Origin of the sequence: Streptomyces sp. So13.3 (genome assembly GCF_005860785.2) — a bacterium.
Classification (GTDB): Bacteria; Actinomycetota; Actinomycetes; order Streptomycetales; family Streptomycetaceae; genus Actinacidiphila; species Actinacidiphila fildesensis.
In genome coordinates this window covers 111,551-137,633 of record NZ_CP048835.1, presented here as the reverse complement: position 1 = coordinate 137,633, position 26,083 = coordinate 111,551, and the positions used below count along the sequence as shown (strand labels likewise).

The window sequence follows — 26,083 nt, the reverse complement described above, 5'->3', positions numbered from 1 at the left end:
GGAGGTCCGACAAGTGGCCGAAAAGCCTGTGCCCCAGCCGTCGGAGATCCCGCTCGTCGTCCGTTAGGATTCCGCCCACTGCGGATGGCGAAGCCCTCCGGTGGAGGTCACGTCCGGGGTGGTGGTGTATGGGTTCCACCTGATCAGGGGGTTTGCGCCTGATCATCGGGGTGGTGCCGGGACGTAAGAAGCTGTTGTCTTTCCGCGAGTGATCGCTGTGTTTCCGCTGGTCAGGCATGACATTGCCATCTTGGCGGCAGGGATGAGGTGTCGTGTCGTCTCTTCGGTGGAGGTGCTGGGGTGCCGTCGGTGATGGGTTTGTTGGAAGAGCGTGAGCGTGCCGCCCGGCAGCGGGTGGAGGTCTTGCAGGCTGAGTTGGGTGAGGCAGAGGCTGTGTGGGAGCGGTTCGTGATCGCTCGGGAGACAGTCGGCCAGATCCTCGCGGAACCTCGCGGAAGCGCGGAGGATTCGTCACTCGCTGGGGCCGGCGAGCGGCCGGTGCAGGTCGCGGCGGCGGGGCCCGGTTCGGTGGTGCCGGTGCGGCGGGACGGGCTTGAGGCTGATGCTCTGGCCCCGGGCTACCGGCGGATCATGGAAATCCTGCAGGAGCGGGGCAGGTCCGGCGGCGGGGCGATGGACTGCCGGCAGCTGGCGGTAGCACTTGGCCTGGAGCCGGTTCCCGCGAAGGTCGAGGGGGTGCGGTCGAAGACGAAGCGCCTGGCGGTGCGGGGCTGGTTGGCCGAAGCGAGCCCGGGAATGTTCAGCGTCGTGGGCGGGCGAGGCGGCGGCTCATGACCATGCTCATCGACCACCAGATCATCGCTTGCGAGCTGTCGGTGCGGGTTTCGTAGTCGCGGGCCAGTCGGCGTGAGCGCATCAGCCACGCGAACGTGCGCTCCACCAGCCACCTCTTGGGCAGCACGACGAACCCTGACAAGTCGTCGCTGCGTTTGACCACCGTCAACGCGATCCGCAGGGTGCTGCGGGTGAAGTCGACCAGTGGCCCGGTATAGCCGCCGTCCGCCCATACCCGGGCCAGGGCCAGTGCCTTTGGTGCAGGCGGGTCAGCACCGTGCGTGCGGCGTCCCGGTCGGTGACCGATGCCGCGGTGACACTCACTGCCAGCAGCAGCCCGAGGGTGTCCACCACGATGTGGCGCTTGCGGCCGTTGACCTTCTTGCCGCCGTCGAAGCCCCGGCTCGCGGCCGGCACCGAAGCGGCTCCTTTCACCGACTGGGCGTCGATGATGCCCGCAGTCGGTTCCGTATCCCGGCCGGCGGCCTCGCGGACCCGGTCGCGCAGCCGGTCGTGGAACTCCGCGATCCAGCCTTGGTCACGCCAGCGCCGCCAAAAGGCATAGACGCGGTCCCAGGCAGGAAAGTCGGCAGGCATCGCCCGCCACGTGATGCCGCCGGCGACCAGGTAGCGCACCGCGTCCACCATCTGCCGGTGACAGTAGGCCTCCGGGCGCCCGCCCCGGCCCTCCAACCACCCCGGCACCGGCAGCAGATCACGAACCTGCACCCACTCCGCGTCTGTCATATCCGAGGGATACCTCGACCGCCTGTGCGGATGATCCGCCGCATTCCCGAACCGGTGCGCGAGACAATCACACCCACGCGCAACGAAGTTGGAGCCAGCCGCGGCCAGGGCATAGAACTGGGACAACAGGGCCTCCCGGCGCGCTCAACGGTCTCGACAACCACGAGCTGCACCGGAGGCCCTGCCTTCATGCGGACCACAACCCAACACCACCCGACCGAGGCTCATCACTCGAACCGACGTTCCTCAAGATCGATAGCGCAACAGCTTCTAAGCTTGTTATTTATGGTCCGGACTCGAACATCGAGTAGGACACCATCACTCACCTGGGCCTTTACCGGACAGGCGGACGGCCTCCGCATGAGCATGCGTTCTGTCACCGAACCGCACTCATACGAAGGCCGCAGGGGTGAGTCTGCTGCATCACAATGCTTGGCACGAGGCACTCGACTTCACGTCACACTTCCGGGAGGACTTCTACGCGTCCCTGACCCGGCGTGGTGACACTCTGTTCGAGCTCACGGACGCGATGCTCTGCGAGAACGGACCGGTGACCTCGCCGGTTGACCTGACGCTGCTGGCCGAACACCGGCGCGGGCACGGCGCGTTGTACGACGCGCTGAACTGCGGGCGTATCGACGTGGACGGGTTGCGGCACGCTCTGGCGATGCTGCCGCAGCCCAAGGCCGCCGACAACCGGATCGTCCTCGCGGTCGACGTGACCCACTGGCTGCGGCCCGACGCCCCGTGCAGCCCGGACCGGCTGTTCTGCCACGTCTACGGACGCAGCGGGCGCTCCAGCGACCAGCTCGTGCCCGGCTGGCCGTACTCGTTCGTGGCCGCCTTGGAGACCGGCCGCACCTCCTGGTGCCAACTCCTGGACGCGAGGCGGCTCGGCCCCGACGACGACGTCGCCGAGGTCACCGCGGCCCAGGTCCGCCGCGTGGTCACCGACCTGATCGACGCAGGCCAGTGGGAGCCCGGTGATCCGGACGTCCTGATCGTCCTCGACGCCGGCTACGACGCCCCGCGCCTGGCCCACCTCCTCGCGGGTCTGCCTGTCGAGGTTCTGGGCCGGATGCGTTCCGACCGTGTCATGCGACGCCCGCCGCCGCCCCGCACCCGCCGGGCCGGCCGCCCGACCCGGCACGGAGGAGTGTTCCGCTTCGCCGATCCGGACACCTGGGGCGCCCCGGACGTGGAAACCATGCAGGTCACCGACCGCTACGGCACCGCTCGGGCTGTGGCCTTCGACCGTCTCCATCCACATCTGACCACCCGCTGTGCATGGATCGACCACACCGGTGAGCTCCCCATCATCGAGGGCACCCAGATCCGCCTGGCGGTCGACAGACTGCCCAGCGGCCAGGACCCGCAGCCGGTCTGGCTGTGGTCCTCGAAGACCGGCATGACCGGTGAGGACGTCGATCTGCGCTGGCAGGCATTCCTCCGCCGCTTCGACATCGAGCACACCTTCCGCATGATCAAGCAGACGTTCGGCTGGACCCGCCCCAAGCTCCGCACCCCCGAGGCTGCGGACCGCTGGACGTGGCTCGTGATCGCGGCCCACACCCAGCTCAGGCTCCTCCGCGAAGCCGCCGCCGACCTTCGTCGCCCGTGGGAGAAGCGAACGGAGCCCGCCCGGCTCACCCCGGCCCGCGTCCGCCGGGGATTTCGCAACCTCCGCCCGCACCTGCACAGTCCTGCCCGTGCACCGAAACCCTCAACACCCGGGCCAGGCCGTCCAGTCGGCTCGAAGAACCGCCATCCCGCCACCCGCCACGATGTGGGCAAAACGACCAGACGCCCCGAGAGCATCACTGAACGCAATCGCCTTAAAGGCCACAAAGGTTAAATTTCAAGCGTACGTCCAGCAGTCCGGGCGTCATCGCAGCTCAGAAGGGATGAGGGTGATGTAACCGGACGTCAAGCTCAGGATAGCCAGCCGGTGAAAGTCCGGTCCGGGGAGACGCCAGGGTCCCCGGTAGCTGACTCCCGGCGTCACCCGAAATGGTGGCGTCGAAGTGGAGTGACAAGCGCCCTCCGGGGGCGTGCAACCGACCAGTCCGCAACATGAAGTGAAGCCTGCAGCGTCGTCATTTAACCCCCGCCCATGGGCGGGCCAAGGAGGAGCCGAGCCTGTGCTTGTTTGGCGAAGGCCACGGAAGGCGATCTCGGACCTGGAGCGGTCGCCGAAGAACCTCCCGGCGTAAGGGGCGTGGAATGGTCGGAAGGTTGTCCTGGGAACTGGAGAGAGCCTCCTCGGCCCCGGGTTTGCGGCCCGGGAAGCGTGACCTTCCTATAACCGGCAGAACCGGGAAATGGAGGGTTGCCGAGAGGCAGTCGGAGGGGGTCGTAGTAGTGATGATCGGCGGGACAACACAACCCGCTGGGAGCGAAGGGCCCCTGCTTCATCGATGCGATTCGCGAACATGGAGGGACTCGGATGAGTGCCGTTTCGGCTAGTTCCATCCGCCGGGAGGAAGGCGCCGCAGGACCGGGCCGTCGTTCTCTGGACAAGGTCCGAACCCTGCAGCGGACGCTTTACCGCTGTGCCAAGCAAGAACCCGAACGCCGGTTTCATACCCTGTATGGCCATGTCCACCGCATGGACGTTCTCAGGCGGGCATGGGCCGGTGTGTGCGCAAACCGAGGAGCCCCCGGTGTGGACGGCATGACCGTCGAGGCGGTGGAAGCCTCGGGGGTGGATGCATTCCTCCAGGACCTTTCGCAGAGACTACGGACGCATACGTATCGTCCGTCGGTGCTGCGACGGGTCCAGATTCCCAAACCGGGGCGGCCGGGCGAGCTCCGGCCGCTTTCGATCCCCACCGTGGCGGACCGGGTGGTGATGACGGCCGCGAAACTGGTCCTGGAACCAGTATTCGAAGCCCAGTTCACCGAGGCGAGCTACGGATTTCGGCCGAAACGGTCCGCGATCGACGCGTGCGAAGCCGTGCGCGTCGCGGCGAACCAGCGGCGGGAGTGGGTGTTCGAGGCCGACATCCGGGACTGCTTCGGCACGATCGACCATGAGGCGCTGATGGCCCAGGTGGCACGGCGTGTGGTGGACCGGTCGATGCTGAAGCTGATCCGGGCCTGGCTGTGGATGGGAGTTCTGGAGGGCGGGGTGACATCCCCGACCGGGGCAGGAACCCCACAGGGCTCACCGATTTCCCCGTTGCTGGCGAATATCGCGCTGCACGTTCTCGATGAGGCGTGGCAGAGCGAAGGCCGCCGGCTGGGGACACTGGTGAGGTACTGCGATGATTTCGTGGTCCTGTCGCCGACCGCACAACGGGCTGAACAGGCCCGTGAATTGGCGGCGCGAGTGCTGGAACAGCTCGGGATGCGCTTGCACCCGGAGAAGACCGGCATCATCTGCCTCACCGGAGGCGGACAGGGCTTCGATTTCCTTGGCTTCCACCACCGGAAGATGGAGTCGTGGAAATGGCGGGGCAAGTACTACTTGCAACGCTGGCCTTCGGCCAGAGCGATGCGGGTGCTGCGGGACAAAGTCCGCGCGGCGACCGCTCGTTCGAAGACTGAACGGCCAGTATCCGCTGTGGTAGCCGATCTCAACCCCGTGCTGCGGGGCTGGGCTGCGTACTTCCGCAACGGGAACTCCGGGCGGAAGTTCAACGTAGTTGATGGCTACGTCCACGAGCGGCTGGCGATTTTCGCCAGCGCGAAACACAGACTCGCGGGCAGGAACTGGGCCACCCGATTTACGTACGGGTGGATCACTCGGCTCGGTGTCTACCGTCTTACCGGAAATGTGCGCAGGGCGACGGCGCATGCCAGCCGGTGAACGATGTCGGAAAGCCGTGTGCGGGAGAACTGCATGCACGGTTTGAAGCGGCGGGGACTGGAAACGGAGCGTCAGCCACCGCGCCAGTCCCCGACCCTACTAAGGTCTCTGTCGTTCCAGCGGGAAGGCACTTTCTGCGTGAAGTTGTCTAGCTGGCGGCTCTGACCTTGGGTGATGTCGCTGAGCAGGGCTCTGGCCTGGGCGGATCCGTCTTTCTGGATCTTTCAGCTCGTGCCCGGTTGTGCAGTTGATACTCCCCACACGTTTCCCAGAGGCGCTCGCACTCCCCAAATTCTGCCCAAGAGGTACTGCCGTAGGAGCATCGCCTGTCTCGTCTGGCGGTGCAGGTGTGGGTCGTGCCGATTCGCTTTGCGTAAGCGCTCAGAGGAGGTGTCCGCATTCGCCCAGTCAGATGTCGCGGAAGGGACCTGCGAACGCGGTGACCTGCCGCGATGAGGGGCTGATGCCAGCTGAACTGCGTGAATGACCTTTCAGCTGTTTCACGTTCGTGCCGGTTGATGGGGTCGGAAGTCCCAGGAAAGTCCCAGAGGACTCCCAGTGCTGACGGCCGCCCTTTCGGCTCTATACGCCAATGCGGGCTCGTCGAAGGCCCTGTTGTCGACGAGGGTGCTGGAACCTTGATGTCAGGTGACTGGTGCTCGGTGGATCTTTGCGGGATCGTAGATTTCTGATGATCGACGATGACTCTGCAGTCGCTGGCGGGAGGGAGCCGACGGTGCCCGCCAAGCCTCGGGCGCCCTACAGCGAGCGGCCCGTCGCGCGGGCCCGGCGGGCGAAGGCGCAGGAGTTGGTCGAGCGGCTCGTCACCGAAGGGCGTATCCGGATCACCGCTCCCGATGACGACGAGGTCGCGGAGTGGCGGCGTGTTGTCAACTATGCGAAGCGGCACGGTCTGGAACCGGTGGGCAAACGCATCGAGAAGCTCCCGTACTGCGGGCCGGGGCTGGAACTGTTCCTCGCGGAGGGCCCGCATCCCAACGCACGGAGTCAGCCGCCGAAGGACCGCGGGGGTTCTGTTCCTATCCCTGCGCGACGGTGCATCTGCACCCGATGGTGACCGCGCTCAAAGACGATGAGCGCCGATTTGTCATGCCGTCTGCGCTGCGCCGTAGGTCGCTCCTGCTGTTGCAGGGTCTGGCGGCTGAGGCGGTCCGGCGAGGGTACGAGGTGCGGAAGGCCGGGTCGTTCTTCTACCCGCGCGAGGGCGGAGTGGACGTCGCTGTCGGCTCCTTCGCATGTGCGGTCACCGTCAGACAGGAGTTTCCGGAGTCCACAGATCCGGAGCGCTCCGTTCGTCTCGTCGTGGAGCTCGCCCACGGCTTGGCCGGTCGGCCCGGTCGTTGGCGGGATCGGAAGACCCGGACGCTCGAAGGAGCCCTGGGCGTGATCCTTGGAGAGATCGAGGCGCGGGCGGTAGAGGACGCTCGGCGCAGGCAGGACGAGCAGCAGGCCAGCGCGGAACGTGCACTTCGTTGGCAAGCTGCCATGGACGTGGCGAAGGAACAAGCTGTTCGTGAACAGCTTGCCCAGGTGCTGCGCGAAGAAGCCGGGCGCTGGCAGGAGGCCGCTGCCCTCCGTGCGTACTGCATGGCATTGGAACGTCGCATCGGCGAGTTGGAGGGTGTTGCGGACGAGACGACACTGGACTCGGCTCGACGCTGGTTGGAGTGGGCAGGGGGGTACGCGAGGTCGATCGACCCCCTGGGCAGGCTTCCGAAAATGCCGCACACACGTGAACTCACGCCGGAGGAACTCAAGCCGTACCTCCAGGGATGGAGCCCTTACGGGCCGGAACGGCGCGACGGACTATGACGTGAGCGACCGACCAACGTACGTGTAGGTTCCCGAATCAGATGTCCTCTGGCAACGGGCTCACCAGGTCGTTTGACGTTGTCTCAGTGCGTGTCCCCATGATGGTTCGTCTCATCGGGGTGGCCTCGGCATCGGAGAAGGCATCATGCCGTCCGCGCGGCGTCGAAAGCTGCCAAGTCAGGTTTCGACGCCGCACGTTTACGATGGGACAGGGTGAACTGGTAAAGGTTGGGAGTGCTAGCCGTTGGGGTTCAGGGCGCCGTCGAATTCGAAGACGGGGTTGGGGACGTCGGTGCCGGTCTTGTCGGTGATGGTGACCAGTCCAATGAGCTTGGAGGGGCCGCCGGCGACGAAGGTGGAGTCGGCCTTGATCTGCAGTTCGAACTTACCGGTTTGGACCTTGTGCTGGTCGTCGTGGAAGGTCATCATGCAGATCCAGTCGGCGCCGGAGCCAACGTCGGCGACCTTCGGGCCGCCGCGGTCGCAGTGGGCGGAGGCATCGATCCCGGCGGCGGTGATCCCGGGGACACCGAGGATTCCGGCCTGCTGGACGTAGAGGTTGGCGAACGTGGGCGCTAGCGCCTGTTCGACGCGGGTGCGGGTGACGTCGGGGCTTCCGGCGGCGGTCGTGGCGGCGATGACCGCGGCGGCCAGGGCGAGGATCACGCCGACCTTGAGTGTGCGGGTGCGGTTCATGGGTCAGCCTCCGGTGATGTCGCGACGGCGCAGCGAGATGTAGGCGCAGCCCAGACACACGGTGGTCCAGGCTGCACTGACGGCCAGGCCGATGGCCAGCGGGGTGTGGAAGGGGTGGGCGGCGAGCAGCCCGTGCCAGGTGTCCAGGGGTGTGGTCAGTAGGAACTGGCGAGTGAGGTCGATTCCGCCGATGCTGCCGAGCAGTCCCATCACCAGCCCGAGGACGACGGGTGCGGCGACTCCGGCGGAGGGGTTGCGTGTGGTGACGGAGAGCAGGATCGCCAGGGCGGTGAAGCCGATCAGGGGTGGCAGGGCGGTGGCCCAGGAGGTGATGACCAGTTGAAGTGCCGTGTCAGGTGCGATCAGCTGGCCGCTGAGTCCGGTCAGCGGCTGGGTGCCGATGAGGAGCACGCTGGTGATGATGGAGCTGGCGGCCAGGACGGTCACTGCGGCGAGGGTGAACAGGGTCGCGGTGATGGTCTTGGCCCAGAAGATCTGGGTGCGGCTGACGGAGCGGGTCAGGATGGTTTTCCAGGTGCCGTGCTGGTCCTCATTGGCGAAGATGTCGCCGGCGACGAGGGAGGCGAGCACGGGGAAGATCCACTGTGAGGCGAAGGCTAGGAGGAACAGTGGCATGGCGAAGCCGCTGGTGTGGATCTGCCGCCCGAAGATCGTGTCCTTGGGTGTCTGTTGCTGGCCGTTGAAGACCAGCACGATGGCGATCGGTGCCAGCACGCAGCCCAGGAGGGTGTAGCGGCTGCGGGCCTGGGCTGCGAGTTTGGTGATCTCCCAGCGCAGGGCGGTCCCGGTGCCGGGCCGCCGGGCGGGGGCCGGGCCGATGGTGGGCACTGTTGTGGTGCCCGGTGCGGTGGTGGTGGGTGCGTTCACTGATGCGCTCCGCTGCTGGCCGGGGTGTCGAGGGAGGTGGGCTCGGTGAGCATGAAGAACAATGCTTCCAGCGGCGCCTCGTCCAGGCTCAGGCCGCGCAGCGCGATGCCCTCGCCGAGGATGGCGCTGATGAGTTTGTCGATGTGGTCCTGCGGTCCGCGCACAGCGAGGGTGTCGTCGGTGCGGGTGACGTCCAGGCCCTGGTCGCGGGCGAGTTTCTCGGCCGCCGTGTCGTCGGTGGTGGTGAGGCGGTGTGCCTGGGCGGGTGCTTGTTCGCGCAGGGTGGCGATCGAGCCGTGGTAGACGACCGATCCGGTGCGCATGATGGTGACGTCGTCGCAGATGTGCTCGACCTCGCCCATGTCGTGGCTGCTGAGCAGCACCGTCAGGCCGCTGGCGGCCAGGCGCTTGACCAGGGCACGCATGTCGCGGATTCCGGCAGGGTCCAGGCCGTTGGCGGGTTCGTCCAGGACGAGCAGCTTGGGGTCGCGCAGCAGGGATGCGGCGACACCGAGGCGTTGGCGCATCCCGAAGGAGTAGCCGCCGACCTTGCTGCCCTGGCGCTCGGTCAGGTCGACGGTGTCGAGGACCTCGTCGATGCGTTCGGTGGTCGCTCCGCCGTCCAGGCCGGCCAGGAGTTGGAGGTTTCGGCGGCCGGTCAGGCCCGGGTAGAACTTGGGGCTCTCGATGAATCCGGCGACGCCGTCGAGCACCTTGACACCGTGGGTGTCCCAGGAGCGGCCGAAGACGTCCAGGGTGCCGCTGTCGGGGCGGATCAGGCCGAACAGCATCCGCAGGAAGGTGGTCTTGCCCGCGCCGTTGGGGCCCAGGATTCCGTAGACCTCGCCTTCGGCGACTTGGATGCTGATCTTGTCCAGGGCGGTCAGGGCCCCGTAGGTCTTGGTCAGGTCGGCGGCATTGACCGCCAGCGCTTGGCTCATGCGCCCCGACGCTAGAGATCGCACATGAAGGTGCGATGAAGGCGGGTCCTGGCCGGTTCAGGCGGTTGCGGGCAGGATCACGGTGACGGTGGTTCCGGTGTCGCGGTGGCGGCAGGCAGGATTGTGGTCGCCGTCGACGTGGTGGTGCACGGTGCTGGAGCAGATCCGCAGGCCGCCGCGGTGTGCGCGCACGATGGAGTGCACCAGGGACAGGCCCAGACCGGTTCCCGGTGAGGTGTGGGAGGCGTCGGCGCGGGCGAACCGCTCGGTGGCGTGCGGCACGAACAGCGGGTCCATGCCGGGGCCGTGGTCATGCACCAGTAGCAGGACCGCGCCCTGATCGCCGCAGGCGGTGACGGTGACGATTCCGGCGCCGTGCCGCAGGGCGTTGTCCAGGAGATTGGTCAGGACCGGGGCCAGTCGTGCCGCGTCCCCGCGCACGGTCAGGTCTGGGGCGCTCTCGCTGAGCAGGACCCGGTTTCTGGGGGCGGCCGCGGCCCGGTAGCGGTCGACGAGGCATGCCACGAGCTCGCCGACATCCACCGCCGTCGTACGGTGGCCGCCCATCGGCTGGACACCCACGGTCAGGAGGGTCTCGGCCAGAGCGATGAGGTCCGCGGTGTCAGCGGCGGCGGCCCGCAGTGCCTGCTCCATCTCCTCCTTGATCCGTGGGCGGCGCAGGGCCAGTTCCAGTTCGGTGGACAGCAGCGTCAACGGAGTCCGCAGTTCGTGACTGGCGTCGTTGACGAAGCGCCGCTCGCGCTCCAGTGCGGCGTCCAGGGCGGTCAGCATGTCGTTGAGTGTGCGGCCCAAGCGGGCGACTTCGTCGTGCGAAGCGTCCGGAACGGCCAGCCGAACACCGGTGGCGCCAGCGGCGATACGGGCCGCCTCGGCCCGGTAGCGCTCTACCGGGAGCAGTGCCGCGCGGGCCATGCGATAGCCGACCAGCGACGCTATGACCAGCGTGGCGAGGTCCGCCAGCGCCAGCTGGCCGATGAGTTCGCGTAGCGCCTCGTCGCGCTGGTCGCGGCGCACCGCGGTCACTACCACGGCGGGCGGTCCCGCCGCGGTGACAGCGCCGGGTGCGAGGGGGATCGCGTACAGGCGCAGCGGATGAGTGCTGATCGGCAGCAGGGCGCCGCGATCTGCCAGCTGCGGGCCGTGAAGCGCTGCCGCCAGCTCCTGCGGGCGCAGCAACGAGGTGTCGGCCACGCCGGGGCCGTGGGCCAGGACCCGGCCGGTGGAGTCGAGGACCTGGAAGTAGGAGCGGGCCGCCCCGGCGTCGAGAGTGCCGCCCGGTTTGGCGAGGCCGGCGCTAACTTGATCGGCCTGACCACTGAGATCTTCGTTGATGCGCAGGTCCAGGGCGTACTCGACGCGCAGGTACACGAAGGCGCCGGCCCCGGTGAGCACCAGCAGGATCGCCGCCGCGAACCCGGCCACCAGGCGCACCCGCAAGGGGAGCCTGGCCCAGGCGGCGGCGACCGGTCGGCGTCGCGGGGCCGACCGGTCGGCCTGCTCCGGCAGTACTGCGCTGACTGTCGGCATGTCAGCCGCCGTCCGCTTGCAGGCGGTAGCCGGCACCGCGCAGGGTTTCAATCGCGTGCCGTCCGAAGGGCTTGTCGACCTTGGCGCGGAGCGTGGCGATGTAGACGTCGATGACATTGGACCGCAGGTCTCTCTCGCCGTCCCACACCTCGGTCAGGATCTCGTAGCGGGTGACGCACTGCCCGGCGCGGCTGAGGAGCAGCGCCAGCACGTCGAACTCCCTGGCGGTCAGTTCGATCTCCGTGCCCCCGCGAAAGACCCGTCGCCGAGCGAGGTCAAGCACCAGGTCGCCGGCGTGCAGCTCGGATCCTTCGGCGGTCCCGCCGGAACGCCGGTGCAGGGCCCGCAGCCGGGCCAGCAGTTCGTCGAAGGAGAACGGCTTGGGCAGGTAGTCGTCGGCGCCCGCGTCCAGGCCGGCGATCCGGTCGGCTATCTCACTGCGGGCGGTGAGCATCAGCACCGGCACGGACAGGCGGCGCAGGCGCAACTCCCGGCACACCGCCGTGCCGTCCAGGCCCGGCAGCATCCCGTCCAGCACCACCGCGTCGTAATCGCCGACCACCGCGGCCTGCAACCCCTCGGTACCACTGTGCCGCACATCGACGCTGTGACCGGCCTCCCGCAGCCCACGGGCGAGCAGATCGGCCAGCCGTCGTTCGTCCTCCACCACGAGAACTCGCACCGCTCCCCCTTCCGGGCAATGGCCACCTTTAACCGACCGGCGTGCCCGGCCATGTCGCGCAGGCCCACGATGCCGCCCTGGGCGTGACCCGGAACCGGCCCGCGGCCTAGCTGTGCCGCCTCCGCATCCCGGACGCCCCTGGAGATCCCCGGCTTGCTGGCACTCGCACAGCTTATCTACATCGTGTAGTAGCTTGGGTGGCCGGTCCGCGCGCAGCCGACCCCGCGGCGGCGCACGTGGAGGCTAACCTCTGGGTTGGCCTTGGCCGCACTGCGCGCGGTCACCGCAATGTAAGCGACCGACCGGTGGCAGGGCGGCAGCGAGCGGACCTGCAGACGAAGGAGACGGTGAGCCATGCGTGATCCAGTGCGCAGCGGCGGACGGCGGGCCGCCGGCGAGTTGGAGAGCGATGTGCTGGGCGTGCTGTGGGCGGCGCCGGACGAGCTGACGTCGGCCCAGGTCAACGAGGCACTGCCAGGGGACCTGGCGCACACCACGGTCATGACGATCATGGCCCGGCTGCACGACAAGGGCATGCTCATCCGCCGGCGTGTGGGGCGCGGGTACGCCTACACCCCGGTGCGCGACGAGGCCGCGCACACCGCGGAGAAGATGGTCTCCCTACTGGAGCACGGATCGGACCGCGAAGCGGTACTGGCCCGCTTCGTGTCCGAGCTGAGCGAGCGGGACGAGCAGCTGATGCAGCGCCTGCTGCGCGGGGACCTGGGGCACTGACCCGGTGCGCATCAGGGTCTACATCCCCTTCGCGGTCAGTACCCTACTGGCGGTGCTCTCGCCCCGCCTGGCACACCGGCTGCCGCCGCGCGCGGCATCCTGGTCGTTGCTGTGCGCGGCCGTGGTCGCGGTGGCGGGCTGGGCCGGGACGCTGGCCTTGCTGACATTCATCGGCTTCGGCCAGATCCCCCTGGTGGCGTTCTTCGGGCAGTGGTCCACCACGGTCCTGCACGCCCAGGACCCCCTTCCCGTAACGGTGGCAGCCGTGTCCGGCGCGGTCCTGGCGGTGATGACCATCGCCCTGGGCCTGGCCTCGTGGTGGCGCGGCCGGGTGCTCGTGCAGGCGTACCAGGAGTGCCACCGAATGCCCGGGGACACCGAACTGGCCGTGATCGACGACGCCCGCCTGGAAGCCTTCGCCCTGCCCGGCCTCTCCCGGCCGGGCGGCAGGATTGTGGTGTCCACCGGCATGCTGCAAACCGTGGGGCCCACCGAACGCGAAGCCCTGATGGCGCACGAGCGCGCTCACCTGCGCCACCAGCACCACTTCTTCCTGGTCACCCTGCAACTCGCCTCCGCTGCCTGCCCGCTGCTGCGGCCCCTGGCAGCCGGGGGAGCGTTCACCGTCGAGCGCTGGGCGGACGAGGACGCAGCCCTGGCGGTCGGCGACCGGACCGTGGTGGCCCGCGCCCTGGCACGCGCAGCCCTGGCCAAGAAGAACACCAGTCCTCCCTCCGCCGCACTGCTCGCCGCTACCGGCGGCCCGGTGCCACGCCGGGTTAAGGCCCTGCTTGCCCCGCCACCTGGACGGCGGCGGATGCCGCTGGTGGTCTTCGCCCTGCTGCTCGCACTGTGCTGCACCAGCCTGGCCGAGGCCGCCCACGACACCGAGAAGCTGTTCGAACACGCCATACACGCCGACACCACCGCCGCCCCGGTCAACCCGCGCACGTGGTGAGCCCCGCAGGCGACGATGACCGCGCGGAGCGGGCCGCCTCCAGCACCACGCGTCCCCCCGCTGCGGGCGCTGCGGCGCGCTGGCGGATGTGGCCGCTGTACGCGGCCGGGTTCACCACCGCCTTCGGCGCGCACGGCATCGCCGCCAACCTCGGCTCCTTCACCACCCACCACCACGAGTCGCTCCTGGTCCTGGGCGGCCTGCTGGCCCTGTACGACGGCGCCGAAGTCCTCCTCAAGCCGGTCTTCGGCACCGTGGCCGACAAAATCGGAGCCCGCCCGGTGCTCCTGGGCGGGCTGGTCGCCTTCGCCGCCTTCTCAGCTCTGTTCGCGGTAGCCGGCGACCCGGCGCTGCTGTGGCTCGCGCGTCTTGGCCAGGGCGCCGCTGCGTCCGCGTTCTCCCCGGCCGCTTCCGCCCTGGTGGCCCGGCTGAATCCGAAGGCCAAGTACGGGCGGGCGTTCGGGTCCTACGGCTTCTACAAGAGCCTGGGCTACACCGCGGGCCCTCTGTTGGGCGGCGCCCTGGTCTACGGCGGCGGCCTGCCGCTGCTGTTCACCGTGATGGCCGTCCTGGCCGGATCGGTCGCACTGTGGACGGGGATCTGCGTACCGGCGGTGGCGCCGATTCCCAAGCAGCGTCAGACGGTCGTCGACCTGGCCCGCCGGCTCACCCGCCCCAGCTTCCTGCGCCCCACCACCGCACTGGCCTTCGCCACCGCCGCCCTGTCGGTCGGCGTCGGCTTCCTGCCCCAGTCGGGGGCCGCTGCCGGGCTGGGCACCGTGGCCACCGGCGCTGCGGTCTCCGTGCTGGCCTTGACCGCAGCCCTCGTCCAGCCCCGGGCCGGCCGCGCCCTGGACAGCGGAACCATCACCACCGCCTCCGGCCTGCGCTCCGGCCTGCTCCTGACCGGTGCGGGCCTGGGCTTCGCCATGCTCCCGGGACTTTTCGGCCTGCTGCCGGCCGCGGTGCTGATCGGCGCGGGCACCGGGCTCATCACCCCGCTCGGCTTTGCCGCCCTGGCCGCCGCCACCGCACCCGAACGGGTCGGGCAGACCATGGGCGCGGCCGAACTGGGCCGCGAACTGGGCGATGCGGGCGGACCGCTTTTGGTCGCGGGCGTCGCCGCACTGACCACCCTGACCTGCGGTTTCGCCGCCCTGGCCGCCCTGACCGTCATCGCGTCCTTCCCCATCACCCGGCGACGCGAGACAGCACAGGAGAACAGTGAGCCCGGACCCTAGCCTGTTCGCACCAACGGCTCCCCGGGGCCAGGAGGGCCGCCACACCGAGCGCCACCGCGGCACGGCACGGCACGGGACCAGCCAAAGCGGACGCGCCTGGTTCAGCGGGCGGCGTGGCGGTGGCGTCGGCTCGACTGGATCCGGTATCGGCAGCCGAACCCGTCGGCAGGGGATGCCTGCGAGGTGGTGGGCTGGACTTCCAGCGGGCCGAAGCGCGCCAGCAGCGGGGAGACGACCGGGATCGTGTGCAGGCGCGGCAGCAGCCAGGTGTGCCACAGCCCGGTCAGGAAGATGATCGCGGAGCTGGACACCAGCAGCGAGCCGAGCACGTCGGTGGGGTAGTGCGCGCCGATGTACAGGCGCGAGAACCCGACCAGCGCGATGGCGGCCGCGCCGATCAGAGCAACCGGGAGGCGGTGGCGGGTGTGGCGGGCCAGGATGCAGGCGGCGACCACGGCGGAGACGTGAAGGCTATGTGGCCGCTGGGGAAGCTGTTGGAGCCGATCTCCGAGTCCAGGGAGTGGACGGCCGCGATCGGGGGCCGATTGCGGGCCACCAGGATCTTCGCGACCTCGCTGCTGTTCCAGCCCACCGCCACCACCAGGAACGTCGAGACCGCCTGGACCGGCTGATGGCGGCGGATCAGCAGCCAGCCGCACCACAGCGCCAGGATGACCAGCCCGCCGGCTGGGGAGACGATGTCACTGACCACCTTCATTACCGGCGTCAGCGCCGCTGAGCGGGTGTCGTCCTCCAGGTGCTGGTCCCACTTCAGGTCGTGCGGCTGGATCAGCGAGGTGTGGGCCGCCGCCAGCCCCATCGGCGATCGCTGCCACGAACAGGAGAACTGAGTAGCGCAACCAGTGACGCACGTACGGCATGCGGGGAGTCCTTCCAGGAGCGGGGCAACACCCTTGCGGAGCGGGCGCCGCCCATCACCCCGCGCACGACCCCACGCCCCCTGGGGGAAGGTGACGCGAAGGTGGCGCTGAGATGATGTAGCGGCGACCGCCCGACATAAACTACTACACGCTGTAGAGTCATTTGTGGTTCCACCCCACCGCCGCACACGGCCGGGACTGCGCGAATGCGCGAGAGGTCAGCCCCATGAACACCATCGCCGACTGGCTCGGGGGCCTGTCCGGACCCGTGGCATACGCCGTCGTCGCCAACCCTGGTCTTCTGCGAGGACGCCCTGTGCGTTGGCTTCGACCTGCCCGGCGAGACCGCGGTGGTCCTCGGCGGGGTGCTCACCAGCCAGGGCAAGGTTTCGGTGTGGTGGCTCGCGGTAGTGGTTGTTGGCGCCGCGATCGCCGGCAGCCTCGGCTACGAGGTCGGGCACCACTTCGGACTGAGGATCCTGAAGTGCGGCCCTCTGCGCTCCCACCATGATCATGTCGCCAAGGCCCAGGACCTGATCGCCGCCGCGGCCCCGAAGCGGTCTTCCTGGGCCGGTTCATCGCCATCTTCCGCGCGATGACGCCCGCGCTGGCCGGGATCTCGCACATGCCCTACCGGCGCTTCCTGCTGTTCAACGCCCCTGGCGGCCTGGCCTGCGGCATCCGCTTCACACTGCTGGGCTACTTCGCCGGAAACGCACGTCTGGTCTCACCTTCTTGTCCTCTTGATCGGCGATGCGGTGGGCGGGGTCGGCCTTGCGGGCGGAGGCAGGTCCGTCGCCGAGAACGCTGGTGCCGGAGCGCCTTCGCCGTGTTGCCACGCGTGGATCACGGCGAGGATGCGGCGTCCTGGGTCGGTGAGCTGCATCGGCGTAGTGGGGGTGGCGCGTCCGACGAGGTGGAGGCCGAGGTCTGCTTCAACGTGATGGATGGCAGCTCGGAGGGTGGCGCCAACGACGCCGAGGGCTTGGGCGGCTTTGGCGAGACTGCCATAGGGGGCCGCAGCTGCGAAGAGTTCGAGGCGAGTTCGGCCCAGCCTGCCGGTGAGTGCGGGCCGCAGCGGTAACGGGATGTGTTGGAGTTCGGTATCGCGGTGGATAACGCCTTGGTGGCTTCGTCCACCACGTGTGCGGGTTTGTATTCCGGCTTCCTTGATTCGCTTGAGCAGAGTGGATGCGCCGATGCCCAGCTCGGCCGCGAGATCGGTAGCGGAGCGCTGATGGACGAGGTACTGCTCTTGCAGCCATTCCCGGTCGATGTCGACAGTTCGATTGTGTCCGGGTTCGCGTGGGCGACGTAGGGAGATGCCGTATTCGTCGGCGAGGTTGGCGATCACACGTGCACTCACCCCGATTTGGTCACCGATCTGTTGGAGTGTGCGCCGCTGCACGGTGTAGAGGCCGGTGAGGTCGTCGGGTGGCAGTGTCTCCCGTGCATAACGCAGGGCCGCATTGGGTCGCCAGCCGTGAGCTGTGCGCTGGGTGGTGGGAGCCGGGTGGAGGGCCAGGAGGTAGCGGATCGCTTCGGGCGTGGTGTCGAGTTCCTGCGCGGCCGCGGTGGGTGACTGGGAATGGCCGCGGATGAGCTGGTGCAGTCGGGCGAGGTCGACGGTGTGGGGGTCGCATCCGGGCAGGCCGAGTCCGTCGAGCAGGGTTGTGGGTGGCTGCCAGGTGAGTGGTTCGTGGGCGAGGTGGTGGCGGTCCAGGAAGGCGCGGGCCACGTCGTCGAGGGCTTCGGCCAGGGCGGGGGTGTGCCAGACGGGGAAGTCGACCTTGTGGTCGCGCACGGTTCGAGGTGTCGTGTTGGGGGTGGGTTGTGTGCTGAGGCGTTCGACGAGCACCGCGCGCACGATGCCGGCTCTGCGCTGCTTGCCTGCCGCGATGCCCACGGTGCGGCAGATACTGTGCCACTGCTCGTCGGGCAGCAGCTCGCGGAAGTCCAGGTGTCGGCGCCGGTGGTAGTCGATGGGGATGTCGGTGTTGTCGAGGTAGTCGCTGACGCGGGTGAGTGCTTCTTGGACGGCATCCCAGTGGCCTGATTGCTCCAGCACGCGCAGCATGCGGGACATGTGGCTGGAGTTGAGGTGAGAGCCGAGGCTGGTGAAGGCTGCCTTCCTGTCCATACGGCTGCCGACGATCAAGAGCATCGCGGACAGGGCCTGACGCATGATCGTGTCGAACGCGCCTTGCGCGGGGGCTATCCGTAGCCACCAGCCCGGCCAGGCGAGAGTGGGGATCTTGCGGGCGCGTTGGGTCGCCGGGCCCGCGTCGGCGGGTGGCTTCTGGGGGCCGAAGTGACGGCTCGATGGCGCAACTGCTCGCTCAGCGGCCGGCGGTGCAGGGCAGCGGCAAGGTGCACGGACTTGAGAAGAGGGCCGATGTCGGCGCCCCACGTGCTCACGGTCAGGGCCGCCTGGGGCGACACCTGCGAGACGGCTTCCACCAAGGTCCTCATGCGCTGGCCGGCTTCAGCGAAGGCGGGCTGGTTGAGGATGTTCAGTGCGGCAAGAACGGCCGCGGCTGTCGACGGCGCCCCCGGTGGCGCCGATGCGCCGGGGCGGTCGGGGAAGCGCGAGGCGCGTTCCTGGGTGGGCATGCGGGTGACGATCTCGGCGGGCATGTCGCGGGTGAGGCAGGTGTCGGACATCAGATCCGCTGCCCGGGAGGTGACCATGAGGAAGCGGGCGGCCAGCGCGCGGATGTCGGCGAGGGCGACCCGGGCTGGCTGGGGGTCGGCCGCGTAGATCCCGAAGTCGGCCCTGCCGGTGTCGATGCAGGTGGCAAGCAGGTGCTGAGCCTGGATCACCGGAGATTCGGCCGGGAACGGGAGGCTGGGGGCCGTGGTCAGGTCGTGGTGGCAGCGGGGGTGCTTGTCGCTGCCCCGCGTTGTGTTCGCGCACCGGCCGGGGATCGGGATGCCGTAGCCGCTGTGCGGGCGCATGCGTTGCGGGCGCAGGCAGCCAGGGCAGTCGTCGGCCAGCAGCCGGTTGTGCACCAGGCAGGCGAACGACCAGCCCAGCCGCCACGACACCTGCCAGCGACCGCCGCTCTCGGCCAGGCAGACAGGACAGTAGCGCGAGCCCCGCGCGCGGCCCCACAGCAGCCGCTGGTCGACACGCCTGCTGTGCGGGTTGAGCACCAGGGCGCGCTGGTCGTAGGGGCGCAGCGTCATCCGGTGCACCTGCCCGGACGCGATGCCGGTGGCCGACGCGATCGACTCCAGCTCCACGTCAGTGGGCATCCCCGACCAGTCCCACCGGGCCGGTGACAGCCCCTCGTGGCGCGGAAGGAAGCCCAGGGCGGGCAGGAGGTCTTTGAGGTAGATGTCCGTGCGGTGCGCGATCGCCTCGACCCAGGAGTCCAGTGCTTCTCCCGACACCGGTGCCACGCGGATCGGTAGCGTACGGACGAAGCTCACGCCACGCGCTTCGCAGTGCGCGAGCGCCCAGGATTGGGCTTGGTCGTCATGCGACCGCGTTCGAATTTCTTCGGGAGCGCCTTGCGCGCCCGCTCCGCCGCCGCATCGAGCTTCACCTGGTCGAGGAGGTCGACGTCGAGGAGCTTGGTGCCGGTGCGTGCGGCGCGCTGGCATCCACGGTTGATCAGCGTCATCAACGAGCCGATGTGCCCGGTGGTGCGGATGTAGAGGTAGTCGGACAGGTCGTCGGCGAGCATGCCGGGGAACTTCCGGCACAGCACGATCCGCTTCTCCAGGGCGAGCAGCATACTGCGCCACTCACGGCGGTGCTTGTCGTTGGTGACGACGAACGGCTCCATCGTCAGCGGGGTGGTGCGGCGCGCGGTCTGGGCGAGGGTGATGGTGCCGCGGGAGTTGCCCTCGGAGTACAGGCCGCGGTTGCTCAGCTCGACACCGATGCACTTCCTGGGCGCAGGCGGGGCACTCGGCGAGATGTCGAGAGAGCTCGTCCGCCTCGGCGGAGGAGAGTGCGTAGGCGCCGGTCAGTGTGTGCAGATCGGCGGAGTCGGTCACGACGTCACCCCCAAGCAGTCCCGTAGGCGGATGAGCCCGTCCCGCAGGCGGGTTTTGACGGTGCCGAGCGCTGTTCCCAGCACATCAGGTCTATCCCCGGTAATAGGCCACGTCGACCGACTCGCGCTGCAGCTCGGTCAGATGCTCCAGGCTGCAGCCCACTGGTTTGCGCTCCAGCGACCTGCTCCGACACGAAATCGAAGTCCGGGGTGGGGTCGCGGACCGGGGCCCGCTGCTCCCGGTCGCACGAGCTCGAACTGAGCGGACCCCATCGACGCCCCTCGCTGGGCGAGCCTCATGACGCTGGGGCGTCACGCCGCCTCTTCACGGCCGTGTAGACGCCGTTGAACGCCTCCTTGTCCCCCCTGGAGACCCGTTCGAGAAGGGTCTCCAGGCTTCCGGGGCCCGGCGCCACGGGTCCGTTGTCGTGGGCTATCGCGTGAATACGCACCTCCGAGCAGTGGTCGTCACACCACTGGTTCGTCGCCGGGCCCCGGGCGAATTGGTCGCCCGGGGCGGCAGGTCCCGATCAGGAGACCGGCGGCATCAGAACGGTGTCGACGATGTACACGTTGGCGTTGGCGGTCTTGACGTTGCCGCAGACCACGTTAGCGGTGTCGTTGACCATGTAGGACTCGCCGGAGCCCTTGGTCGAGAGGGACTGCTTCTCCAGCGTCGGGAACGTGCCGCTGGTGAGCTGGTTCGGGGTGAGCGGCTGGCCCACGACGTGGTAGGTCAGGATCTTGGTGAGCGTCGCCTTGTCGTTGAGCACCTTGTCCAGGTCGGCCTTCGGGATCTTGGCGAAGGCGTCGTTGGTCGGCGCGAAGACCGTGATGTTCGACGCGCTGTTGAGCGTGTCGACGAGTCCGGCCTTCGTCACCGCGGTCACCAGGGTGGACAGCGCGGGGTTGTGCGAGGCGGCGGTGGCCACCGGGTCCTTGGCCATGCCGTCGAAGCTGCCCGCGCCGTCCTTCGGCACCCCGGCGCAGGCGGGGCCGAAGGGTGCGGACGCGTTCGTCGTGTCGCCCGCGGCGGACGACGGCGGCATGGCCGTCGTGGTCTGCGCGGCAGTGGTCTTGTCGCTGGCGCTGTCGCTGCCGCTGTCGGAACAGGCGGACGCGGTGACGGCGAGGACGGCGGCGGCGGCCGAGACGAGGGCGACACGACGGATACGAGTGGTGGTGTACACGCGAATTCTCCTGAGAATGCCCGGTAAGACCGGATGGTTATGGTGTGGTGTGGTCGGGTGATGTGGTGCGCGGAACTCACTCCACGGTGACCACCACCGAGTGCCAGCCCGTCGAGCCGTCGGGCACGGTGCCCTGGCGCTCTTCGGTCTGGGTCGAGCCCGTGCGGTCCGTCGCGCGGACCTCGATGCGGTGCGAACCGGGTTTGGCGTCCCAGAGGTAGGACCATTGGCGCCAGGTGTCGGCGGTGTCCTCCGTGGCGGGCCTCGCGGCCAGCCACTCACCGCCGTCGATCCGCACCTCGACCCTGTCGACACCCTTGTGCTGGGCCCACGTGACGCCCGCGACGGGCACGGGTCCCGCCTTCAGGGAGGCGAAGGGCCGGGGGGTGTCGATCCGGGACGACGTCTTGATGGGGGCCTGCGGGGACCAGCTGCGCCGGACCCAGTAGGCGTCGAAGTCGGCGAAGGTGGTCAGTTCCAGGTCGGTCAGCCACTTGCAGGCCGACACGTACCCGTAGAGGCCGGGGACGAGCATTCGGACGGGAAAGCCGTGGGTGAAGGGCAGCGGTACGCCGTTCATCCCGACCGCGAGCATCGCGTCCCGGCCGTCGAGGACCGTCTCGACCGGGCTGCCGAGCGTCATCCCGTCCACCGAGCGCGCCACCAGCTGATCGGCGGGACCACCGGCGGACGGCGGACGGACCCCGGCCTCCTTCAGGAGTGCGGCGAGCGGCACCCCGATCCACCGGGCGTTGCCGGTGTACGGTCCGCCGACCTCGTTGGACACACAGGTCAACGTGATGTCGCGCTCGATCAGCGGGCGCCGCAGGAGGTCCTGATAGGTGAACTCCAACGGCTTGGTGACGCCCTTGCCGTGGATCCGCAGCCGCCAGCTGTCGGCGTTCACCTGGGGAACGGTGAGCGCGGTGTCCACCCGGTAGAAGGACGCGTTGGGCGTCGTGAAGGGCTGCATCCCGGGGATCCGCAGATCGGCTCCCGCGGGTACCCGCCCCGCCGCCGACAGCGGGGCGGGCAGTCGTACGGCGTCCCGGGAGGCGACAGCCGCCGCGTCGGTGGAGTTCAGCCGCCGCCCGACGGTGCCTCCGACGGCGGAGAACGCGGCCGCCGCGGACGCGGCGATCAGGAACCCGCGCCGGTCGAAGGCACCGGACGGCTCCCCGGGTGCCCCGGCATCGCCGGGGGCCGGTGAGCCCTTCCCGCGGATCCGGCCGGCCAGCAGCCACAGCACCGCCGCCCCGGCGACCGCGCCGACGAGCGAGGGGAACGCGTCCGTCCACACACCGACCGGCCGCCGGACCGCCGCCACCGCGCCGACCGCGCCGAAGACCGCCACGCCGATGACGCCCGCCACGCGGTGGCGCACGGCGACGATGCCGACGACCGCCGCGAAGAGCGCCAGTGCGGCGACGATGCCCAACTGCAGCACCAGCTTGTCCGAGGTGCCGAAGTGCCGGATCGCCCAGTCCTTCACCTCGACCGGAGTCGCGTCGATCGCCGTTCCGCCGATCGCCGTCACCGGCGACGCCTGCGGTCCGACGGCCACCGCCACCAGCTCGGCGGCGGCCAGCGAGACGGCTGCCGCCAGTTCTCCGCTTACCGCGCCGAGCAGCAGGTCGCTCATCCGATTCCTTGTCACAGGGGGCATTCGGAGCGGGTCCTGAGCCGGATTGGTCCTTCACCCGATCGGGTTGCCACAACAGTCGGCGCAGAGTCCTGGGCTATCGCAGGACGACCACGGGCGCCTGGGACGGCCCTACCTCACTGCCGTCCCACGCCCGCGCGCGCACGGGCAGCGGTCCGGGCAGATGCTTCTCGACGAGCGAGCAGAGACGAAGCGCGATGAGGGGCATCATGGGAGTTCCCTGTATCGGGATGCGCGCGGGCCCCTGGCGTGGCCTCGCGTCCCGGGTGGAGGGGGTGGTCGTGTTCCATTTCTTCGGCCAGGGCTATGAGGAGGTGGCCTGGCTCCTGGTACGGCGTCTGGAACGTGAGAGCTGGGCGGCGAAAACGTGGCGGTTGCCGACGGCGGCGGCGATCGTCTGGGCCCGCCTGCGGCTGGGTCCGGATTCGTTTCGGGTGTTGCTTTCGCGGGACTGCCGTGGCCGTCGAACGGGCGCCTGGCGGTGGACGGGACGGTGTTCGACGTTGCCGCTACGGCCGCGAACGCGACGTCCTTCCGAAGGCTGGGCAGCAGTCGCGGGCAGGGCCGCAGCCCGTTTCCGTAGGCGAGGGCGGCGGTGTTGGCCGAGCGCGGAGCGCACGCGGTGTTGCAGCCGAGGCCGGGTCGCTGTCCGTCTATGAGACGGCCCTGACAAAAGGCTGCCCACCCGCTGTCTTTCCGTGATTTCGCAGGCGAAAATCCACTCGCCTTCGTCCGGATCGACGGGACGGGTGCCTGCCCCGGCCGTAGTAGGTTGTTCTGGCTCCGACGGGCGTTCGGCCAGAGGCCCGCGCCCGGCCAGGTTCGCTGTATACGTCGACGTGTTCGCCCTTACATCAACCACTGCCCGCACTACCGCCGTCCGGGACTCGAGCGGGGTGAATCGGGCCGTACCCGTCCCGGGACCGCCGTGGGTACCGGCACGCTGGTGAGGCAGTTGGCCGTGTCGTTGGAAGGTCCTGTTCGTGACGGATGATCCGATGTTAAATGCCGCGCAGATCCATGCCTGTTTGCGCACGGTCGGGGTGGACCTGCCGGTGCTGCCTGATCCGATGCCGAGGGCGGCGGCCATGGGGATGCTCTTGTACTGCGTGGAGTCGGCCGTGACGTTCGACACCGATCGCCTGGATCTGGAGGCGGTCCGCGAGGGCTACTTCGCTGGCATCCGCGACACGCTGCGTGTCGCCAACGACGGATCCGAGGCGTTGGGCGGGGTGTGGTCGCGGTTGTTACAGGCCCGGGTGAACCGCACGCTAACCGACCTGGTCGCCACCCGGATAGGCGACGATGGCGAAGGATGTACCGTGCCGCCGGCGGTCAACCACCTCCTGGACGCCACCCAAGCGCTGCTGTCCACGAGTAACCCGCCGGCAGACACCTCCCCCCACGAGCAGCTGCAGGGTGTGCGGAATGCGCTGCGCACCGCACGCCGGGAAGTCCAGGCGCCCGGCAGTAGATCGAGGACGGGTGCCAGGTGCTGCGGTCCCTCGGGCTCGAACCCTGATGAAACGTCGGGCGCGCCTCTGCGTTGCGAGGGTCTCTCGGAGAGCTGACCTGACCTGCCGTGACGCGTGGAACATTCCACACGCTCCGCTGGAATTTCCCGGGGCCGAGGGCGGGTGATGATGCGCTGCGGGCGCTTCCCCGCCGTGAATGCGCAATCGCTACTGCCCATCGGCTGTGACCTGGTAGGCAGCCATGGAAAGCCTGAATCCATCCACGGCTCCCGGCCAAACTATCCATCGATTGCGTAAGCACCGCCGCCGTTGACAACATGCCGATGGCCGACAGAGATGACTGCGCCGCAACCCCGATCACTGTTCGGCTGGGCACGAAGGCGACGAGACGACTCCGCTCCAGCGCCTCCGGATCTCTTCGATGCACCGCCCCGACCCGGGCCATCGTATTGCACTGCCCTGACCGGGGAATCAACGGAGCGCCGGTCCGGGCCAAGTTCATCTCCGCGGTGATGCCTGAGCCGAGCGGGTGGGGCGGTCGTACGCTTTGCCTGATTTGCACTGTTTTCGGGTAGAGATGCTAATTCCGTCGCCTGCCGGCTTCGGTGGATCGCGCCGCCTTGAGGAGGCACCGTAGTGATAGCCGAACCCCCCGTCTTGTGCCGCCCCGCCCGGAGCGGAGGCTGTCATGCCGACTGACGAGTCAGCGGCCGCCGGGAGCAGCGGGCGCAGGGCTGTGCTCCGTGGCTTGCTCGGCGGTGGCGCGGCCGCTGTCCTGGCCGCGCAACAAGTTTCCGCCCGCGCCGCGACGCCCGAGCCCACCGCCCCTGAATCGCGTCTGAAGATGCCGGAGACGAGGACTGGGGCCGAGTCGACAGGGCAGGTGCGGGAGTTTTGGATCCAGGCAGACTCCTTCGAGCACAACGCGGTGTCCAACGGGTACGACGGCATGATGGGGCGACAATTCGGCCCCGACCAGACGACCTTTTGGGCCGTCGGCTTCCGCGCCTACACCCCAGGCTGGGAAGTCCCTCTGAAGGCCGACACGGGTGTCGAGGGAATCGGGACCAATTCCGGCATACCCGGCCCGGTGCTGCGCGCGGCGGTCGGCGACACGATCACGGTGCACTTCCGCAACAACGACGCCTACTACCAATGGCCGCACAGCATCCACCCCCACGGCGTGCAATACGACCGGGACAATGATGGGGGCTGGCTGGCCGACGATCCAGACCGGCCCGGCACCGCGATCCAATACGGGGAGACCTACACATACACCTGGATCTGCCGACCGAGCTCGGTCGGCACCTGGCTCTACCACGACCACTCCGTGCCGCAAAAGATCCCCGCACCAGAAGCCTCCTCCGGGGAGGTGGCCAGCGACGGAATGGAAGCCGATACGGTGATGGAGATCGGGGCCGAACTGGGTCTGCTGGGTCTGCTGGTGGTCACCGACGAGAAAACCCCCGAGGTCGACCGAGAGTTCACGCTGCTCCTCCACGACGCCTACACCGACGACGTCCCATCGCTTGCACAGGACCTCGACATGTTCAACGGCGGAGCGTTCCTCGACAACACGCCCACCTTCACCGCGCAGGTGGGTGAGCGGGTGAGGTGGCGCATTGCCGCACTGGGCAAGGAGTTCCACGTCTTCCACATCCACGGCCACCGGTGGGAGAGCCGGCAGGGCTATCAGGGATGGGTCGACTCCCAGATCATCGGCCCGTCCACGACACTGACTGTGGAGTACACCGAAGACAACCCCGGCGACTGGATCTACCACTGCCATGTCACCGACCACATGATGGGCGGCATGGTGGGCCGCTACCTCGTTCGACCCTGACCTTCCGTCGGGGCGCTCCCTGCGCGAGCGGTGCAAGCTGCGCTGACTGAAGCCGCCGGGGGAAGCGTCACGGGATCAGAGGGCGTCTGCCCCCTGATCCCGTGCGGGCTGGTGTCCGGGTTACGGCGGCCCGGGTGATGGTGGTGGGG

General features: G+C 68.8%; 25 protein-coding genes and 1 pseudogene. 11 read left to right on the top strand and 15 right to left on the bottom strand.

What is annotated here, in order from left to right; all coding sequences use genetic code 11:
• Positions 1-300: 300 nt before the first annotated feature.
• Positions 301-795: a hypothetical protein gene (locus tag C8250_RS00655; protein WP_138359645.1), complete on the top strand. Its 495-nt coding sequence runs from the start codon at positions 301-303 to the stop codon at positions 793-795.
• On the opposite strand, the gene C8250_RS44385 is transcribed toward C8250_RS00655, so the two are convergent.
• Together C8250_RS44385 and C8250_RS00650 are read right to left on the bottom strand one after the other, a co-directional pair.
• A complete protein-coding gene (locus C8250_RS44385; protein WP_269290385.1) occupies positions 761-1,000 on the bottom strand; it encodes a transposase in 240 nt (79 codons plus the stop codon). The genes C8250_RS00655 and C8250_RS44385 overlap by 35 nt on opposite strands.
• The gene (locus C8250_RS00650) at positions 961-1,542 is read right to left on the bottom strand and encodes an IS5 family transposase (RefSeq protein ID WP_269290382.1); all 582 of its coding nucleotides are present in this window, start codon (positions 1,540-1,542) and stop codon (positions 961-963) included. Before C8250_RS00650 ends, C8250_RS44385 begins: the two co-directional genes overlap by 40 nt.
• Before the next feature lie 409 nt (positions 1,543-1,951).
• On the opposite strand from C8250_RS00650, the gene C8250_RS00645 reads away from it, so the two are divergent.
• The 4 genes from C8250_RS00645 (at position 1,952) to C8250_RS00635 (ending at position 7,186) form a co-directional block, all read left to right on the top strand.
• Positions 1,952-3,397 carry an NF041680 family putative transposase gene (locus C8250_RS00645; RefSeq protein ID WP_138359647.1) on the top strand — a complete coding sequence of 482 codons (1,446 nt, stop codon included), beginning with the start codon at positions 1,952-1,954 and terminating at the stop codon, positions 3,395-3,397.
• Positions 3,398-3,988: 591 nt separating this feature from the next.
• Positions 3,989-5,353 (top strand): group II intron reverse transcriptase/maturase, encoded by a 1,365-nt coding sequence (gene ltrA / locus C8250_RS00640; protein WP_138359627.1) that lies wholly within the window; start codon positions 3,989-3,991, stop codon positions 5,351-5,353.
• A 736-nt stretch (positions 5,354-6,089) separates the two neighbouring features.
• Positions 6,090-6,431, top strand: a complete 342-nt coding sequence (locus C8250_RS43130; RefSeq protein WP_244808925.1) for a hypothetical protein — start codon at positions 6,090-6,092, stop codon at positions 6,429-6,431.
• Positions 6,425-7,186, top strand: a complete 762-nt coding sequence (locus C8250_RS00635; protein WP_244808924.1) for a hypothetical protein — start codon at positions 6,425-6,427, stop codon at positions 7,184-7,186. Before C8250_RS43130 ends, C8250_RS00635 begins: the two co-directional genes overlap by 7 nt.
• Before the next feature lie 237 nt (positions 7,187-7,423).
• On the opposite strand, the gene C8250_RS00630 is transcribed toward C8250_RS00635, so the two are convergent.
• The 5 genes from C8250_RS00630 to C8250_RS00610 are packed head-to-tail and all read right to left on the bottom strand — an operon-like array spanning position 7,424 to position 11,941.
• On the bottom strand, positions 7,424-7,882 hold the full coding sequence (locus tag C8250_RS00630) for a hypothetical protein (RefSeq protein WP_138358296.1): 459 nt from the start codon (positions 7,880-7,882) through the stop codon (positions 7,424-7,426).
• 3 nt (positions 7,883-7,885) lie between these two features.
• Positions 7,886-8,770 carry an ABC transporter permease gene (locus C8250_RS00625; protein ID WP_203218415.1) on the bottom strand — a complete coding sequence of 295 codons (885 nt, stop codon included), beginning with the start codon at positions 8,768-8,770 and terminating at the stop codon, positions 7,886-7,888.
• The gene (locus tag C8250_RS00620) at positions 8,767-9,711 is read right to left on the bottom strand and encodes an ABC transporter ATP-binding protein (RefSeq protein ID WP_138358298.1); all 945 of its coding nucleotides are present in this window, start codon (positions 9,709-9,711) and stop codon (positions 8,767-8,769) included. Before C8250_RS00620 ends, C8250_RS00625 begins: the two co-directional genes overlap by 4 nt.
• A gap of 57 nt (positions 9,712-9,768) precedes the next feature.
• Positions 9,769-11,259, bottom strand: a complete 1,491-nt coding sequence (locus tag C8250_RS00615; RefSeq protein ID WP_138358300.1) for a HAMP domain-containing sensor histidine kinase — start codon at positions 11,257-11,259, stop codon at positions 9,769-9,771.
• A gap of 1 nt (position 11,260) precedes the next feature.
• Positions 11,261-11,941, bottom strand: coding sequence for a response regulator transcription factor (locus tag C8250_RS00610; RefSeq protein ID WP_138358302.1), 681 nt, complete (start codon positions 11,939-11,941; stop codon positions 11,261-11,263).
• Between the two features lie 354 nt (positions 11,942-12,295).
• On the opposite strand from C8250_RS00610, the gene C8250_RS00605 reads away from it, so the two are divergent.
• The 3 genes from C8250_RS00605 (at position 12,296) to C8250_RS00595 (ending at position 14,875) form a co-directional block, all read left to right on the top strand.
• Positions 12,296-12,676: a BlaI/MecI/CopY family transcriptional regulator gene (locus C8250_RS00605; RefSeq protein WP_138358304.1), complete on the top strand. Its 381-nt coding sequence runs from the start codon at positions 12,296-12,298 to the stop codon at positions 12,674-12,676.
• A 52-nt stretch (positions 12,677-12,728) separates the two neighbouring features.
• Positions 12,729-13,634 carry a M56 family metallopeptidase gene (locus C8250_RS00600; RefSeq protein ID WP_244808923.1) on the top strand — a complete coding sequence of 302 codons (906 nt, stop codon included), beginning with the start codon at positions 12,729-12,731 and terminating at the stop codon, positions 13,632-13,634.
• A gap of 86 nt (positions 13,635-13,720) precedes the next feature.
• Complete coding sequence (locus C8250_RS00595) at positions 13,721-14,875, top strand: MFS transporter (protein ID WP_138358335.1); 1,155 nt, start codon at positions 13,721-13,723, stop codon at positions 14,873-14,875.
• 101 nt (positions 14,876-14,976) lie between these two features.
• Here C8250_RS00595 and C8250_RS44380 read toward each other — a convergent pair whose 3' ends face one another.
• Positions 14,977-15,330, bottom strand: a complete 354-nt coding sequence (locus tag C8250_RS44380; RefSeq protein WP_269289582.1) for a phosphatase PAP2 family protein — start codon at positions 15,328-15,330, stop codon at positions 14,977-14,979.
• Positions 15,273-15,695, bottom strand: coding sequence for a hypothetical protein (locus C8250_RS43120; RefSeq protein ID WP_244808922.1), 423 nt, complete (start codon positions 15,693-15,695; stop codon positions 15,273-15,275). Before C8250_RS43120 ends, C8250_RS44380 begins: the two co-directional genes overlap by 58 nt.
• A 426-nt stretch (positions 15,696-16,121) precedes the next feature.
• Here C8250_RS43120 and C8250_RS00585 point away from each other — a divergent pair, with 426 nt between their 5' ends.
• Positions 16,122-16,355: a hypothetical protein gene (locus C8250_RS00585; protein WP_187144668.1), complete on the top strand. Its 234-nt coding sequence runs from the start codon at positions 16,122-16,124 to the stop codon at positions 16,353-16,355.
• Positions 16,356-16,483: 128 nt separating this feature from the next.
• Here C8250_RS00585 and C8250_RS00580 read toward each other — a convergent pair whose 3' ends face one another.
• From C8250_RS00580 to C8250_RS00560, 6 genes and pseudogenes are all read right to left on the bottom strand, one after another.
• Entirely contained in the window at positions 16,484-17,941 is a 1,458-nt protein-coding gene (locus tag C8250_RS00580) for a LysR family transcriptional regulator (RefSeq protein ID WP_138358308.1), read from the bottom strand.
• Between the two features lie 29 nt (positions 17,942-17,970).
• Positions 17,971-19,161, bottom strand: coding sequence for a TniQ family protein (locus C8250_RS00575; RefSeq protein ID WP_187144667.1), 1,191 nt, complete (start codon positions 19,159-19,161; stop codon positions 17,971-17,973).
• 26 nt (positions 19,162-19,187) lie between these two features.
• Positions 19,188-19,550, bottom strand: a complete 363-nt coding sequence (locus tag C8250_RS00570) for a hypothetical protein (protein WP_138358312.1) — start codon at positions 19,548-19,550, stop codon at positions 19,188-19,190.
• Positions 19,551-19,650: 100 nt separating this feature from the next.
• Positions 19,651-19,764, bottom strand: a pseudogene (locus C8250_RS43115) (zf-HC2 domain-containing protein); the annotation flags it as partial.
• A gap of 529 nt (positions 19,765-20,293) precedes the next feature.
• On the bottom strand, positions 20,294-20,953 hold the full coding sequence (locus tag C8250_RS00565) for a fasciclin domain-containing protein (RefSeq protein WP_138358314.1): 660 nt from the start codon (positions 20,951-20,953) through the stop codon (positions 20,294-20,296).
• 76 nt (positions 20,954-21,029) lie between these two features.
• Complete coding sequence (locus C8250_RS00560) at positions 21,030-22,595, bottom strand: molybdopterin-dependent oxidoreductase (protein ID WP_244808921.1); 1,566 nt, start codon at positions 22,593-22,595, stop codon at positions 21,030-21,032.
• Between the two features lie 1,004 nt (positions 22,596-23,599).
• Here C8250_RS00560 and C8250_RS00550 point away from each other — a divergent pair.
• Both C8250_RS00550 and C8250_RS00545 read left to right on the top strand, forming a co-directional pair.
• Positions 23,600-24,187 (top strand): hypothetical protein, encoded by a 588-nt coding sequence (locus tag C8250_RS00550; protein ID WP_138358320.1) that lies wholly within the window; start codon positions 23,600-23,602, stop codon positions 24,185-24,187.
• A 592-nt stretch (positions 24,188-24,779) separates the two neighbouring features.
• Positions 24,780-25,934, top strand: a complete 1,155-nt coding sequence (locus C8250_RS00545; protein ID WP_138358322.1) for a multicopper oxidase domain-containing protein — start codon at positions 24,780-24,782, stop codon at positions 25,932-25,934.
• Positions 25,935-26,083 lie beyond the last annotated feature (149 nt).

Excerpts from the sequence above, each read along its gene's own strand:
- C8250_RS00650 (WP_269290382.1), bottom strand. The coding sequence starts at position 1,542 with ATGACAGACGCGGAGTGGGTGCAGGTTCGTGATCTGCTGCCGGTGCCG.
- C8250_RS00605 (WP_138358304.1), top strand. The coding sequence starts at position 12,296 with ATGCGTGATCCAGTGCGCAGCGGCGGACGGCGGGCCGCCGGCGAGTTG.
- C8250_RS43120 (WP_244808922.1), bottom strand. The coding sequence starts at position 15,695 with ATGGGGCTGGCGGCGGCCCACACCTCGCTGATCCAGCCGCACGACCTG.
- C8250_RS00630 (WP_138358296.1), bottom strand. The coding sequence starts at position 7,882 with ATGAACCGCACCCGCACACTCAAGGTCGGCGTGATCCTCGCCCTGGCC.
- C8250_RS00620 (WP_138358298.1), bottom strand. The coding sequence starts at position 9,711 with ATGAGCCAAGCGCTGGCGGTCAATGCCGCCGACCTGACCAAGACCTAC.
- ltrA (WP_138359627.1), top strand. The coding sequence starts at position 3,989 with ATGAGTGCCGTTTCGGCTAGTTCCATCCGCCGGGAGGAAGGCGCCGCA.
- C8250_RS00545 (WP_138358322.1), top strand. The coding sequence starts at position 24,780 with ATGCCGACTGACGAGTCAGCGGCCGCCGGGAGCAGCGGGCGCAGGGCT.
- C8250_RS00595 (WP_138358335.1), top strand. The coding sequence starts at position 13,721 with ATGTGGCCGCTGTACGCGGCCGGGTTCACCACCGCCTTCGGCGCGCAC.
- C8250_RS00560 (WP_244808921.1), bottom strand. The coding sequence starts at position 22,595 with ATGAGCGACCTGCTGCTCGGCGCGGTAAGCGGAGAACTGGCGGCAGCC.
- C8250_RS00635 (WP_244808924.1), top strand. The coding sequence starts at position 6,425 with ATGGTGACCGCGCTCAAAGACGATGAGCGCCGATTTGTCATGCCGTCT.
- C8250_RS00615 (WP_138358300.1), bottom strand. The coding sequence starts at position 11,259 with ATGCCGACAGTCAGCGCAGTACTGCCGGAGCAGGCCGACCGGTCGGCC.
- C8250_RS00570 (WP_138358312.1), bottom strand. The coding sequence starts at position 19,550 with ATGGAGCCGTTCGTCGTCACCAACGACAAGCACCGCCGTGAGTGGCGC.
- C8250_RS00580 (WP_138358308.1), bottom strand. The coding sequence starts at position 17,941 with ATGCGTCAGGCCCTGTCCGCGATGCTCTTGATCGTCGGCAGCCGTATG.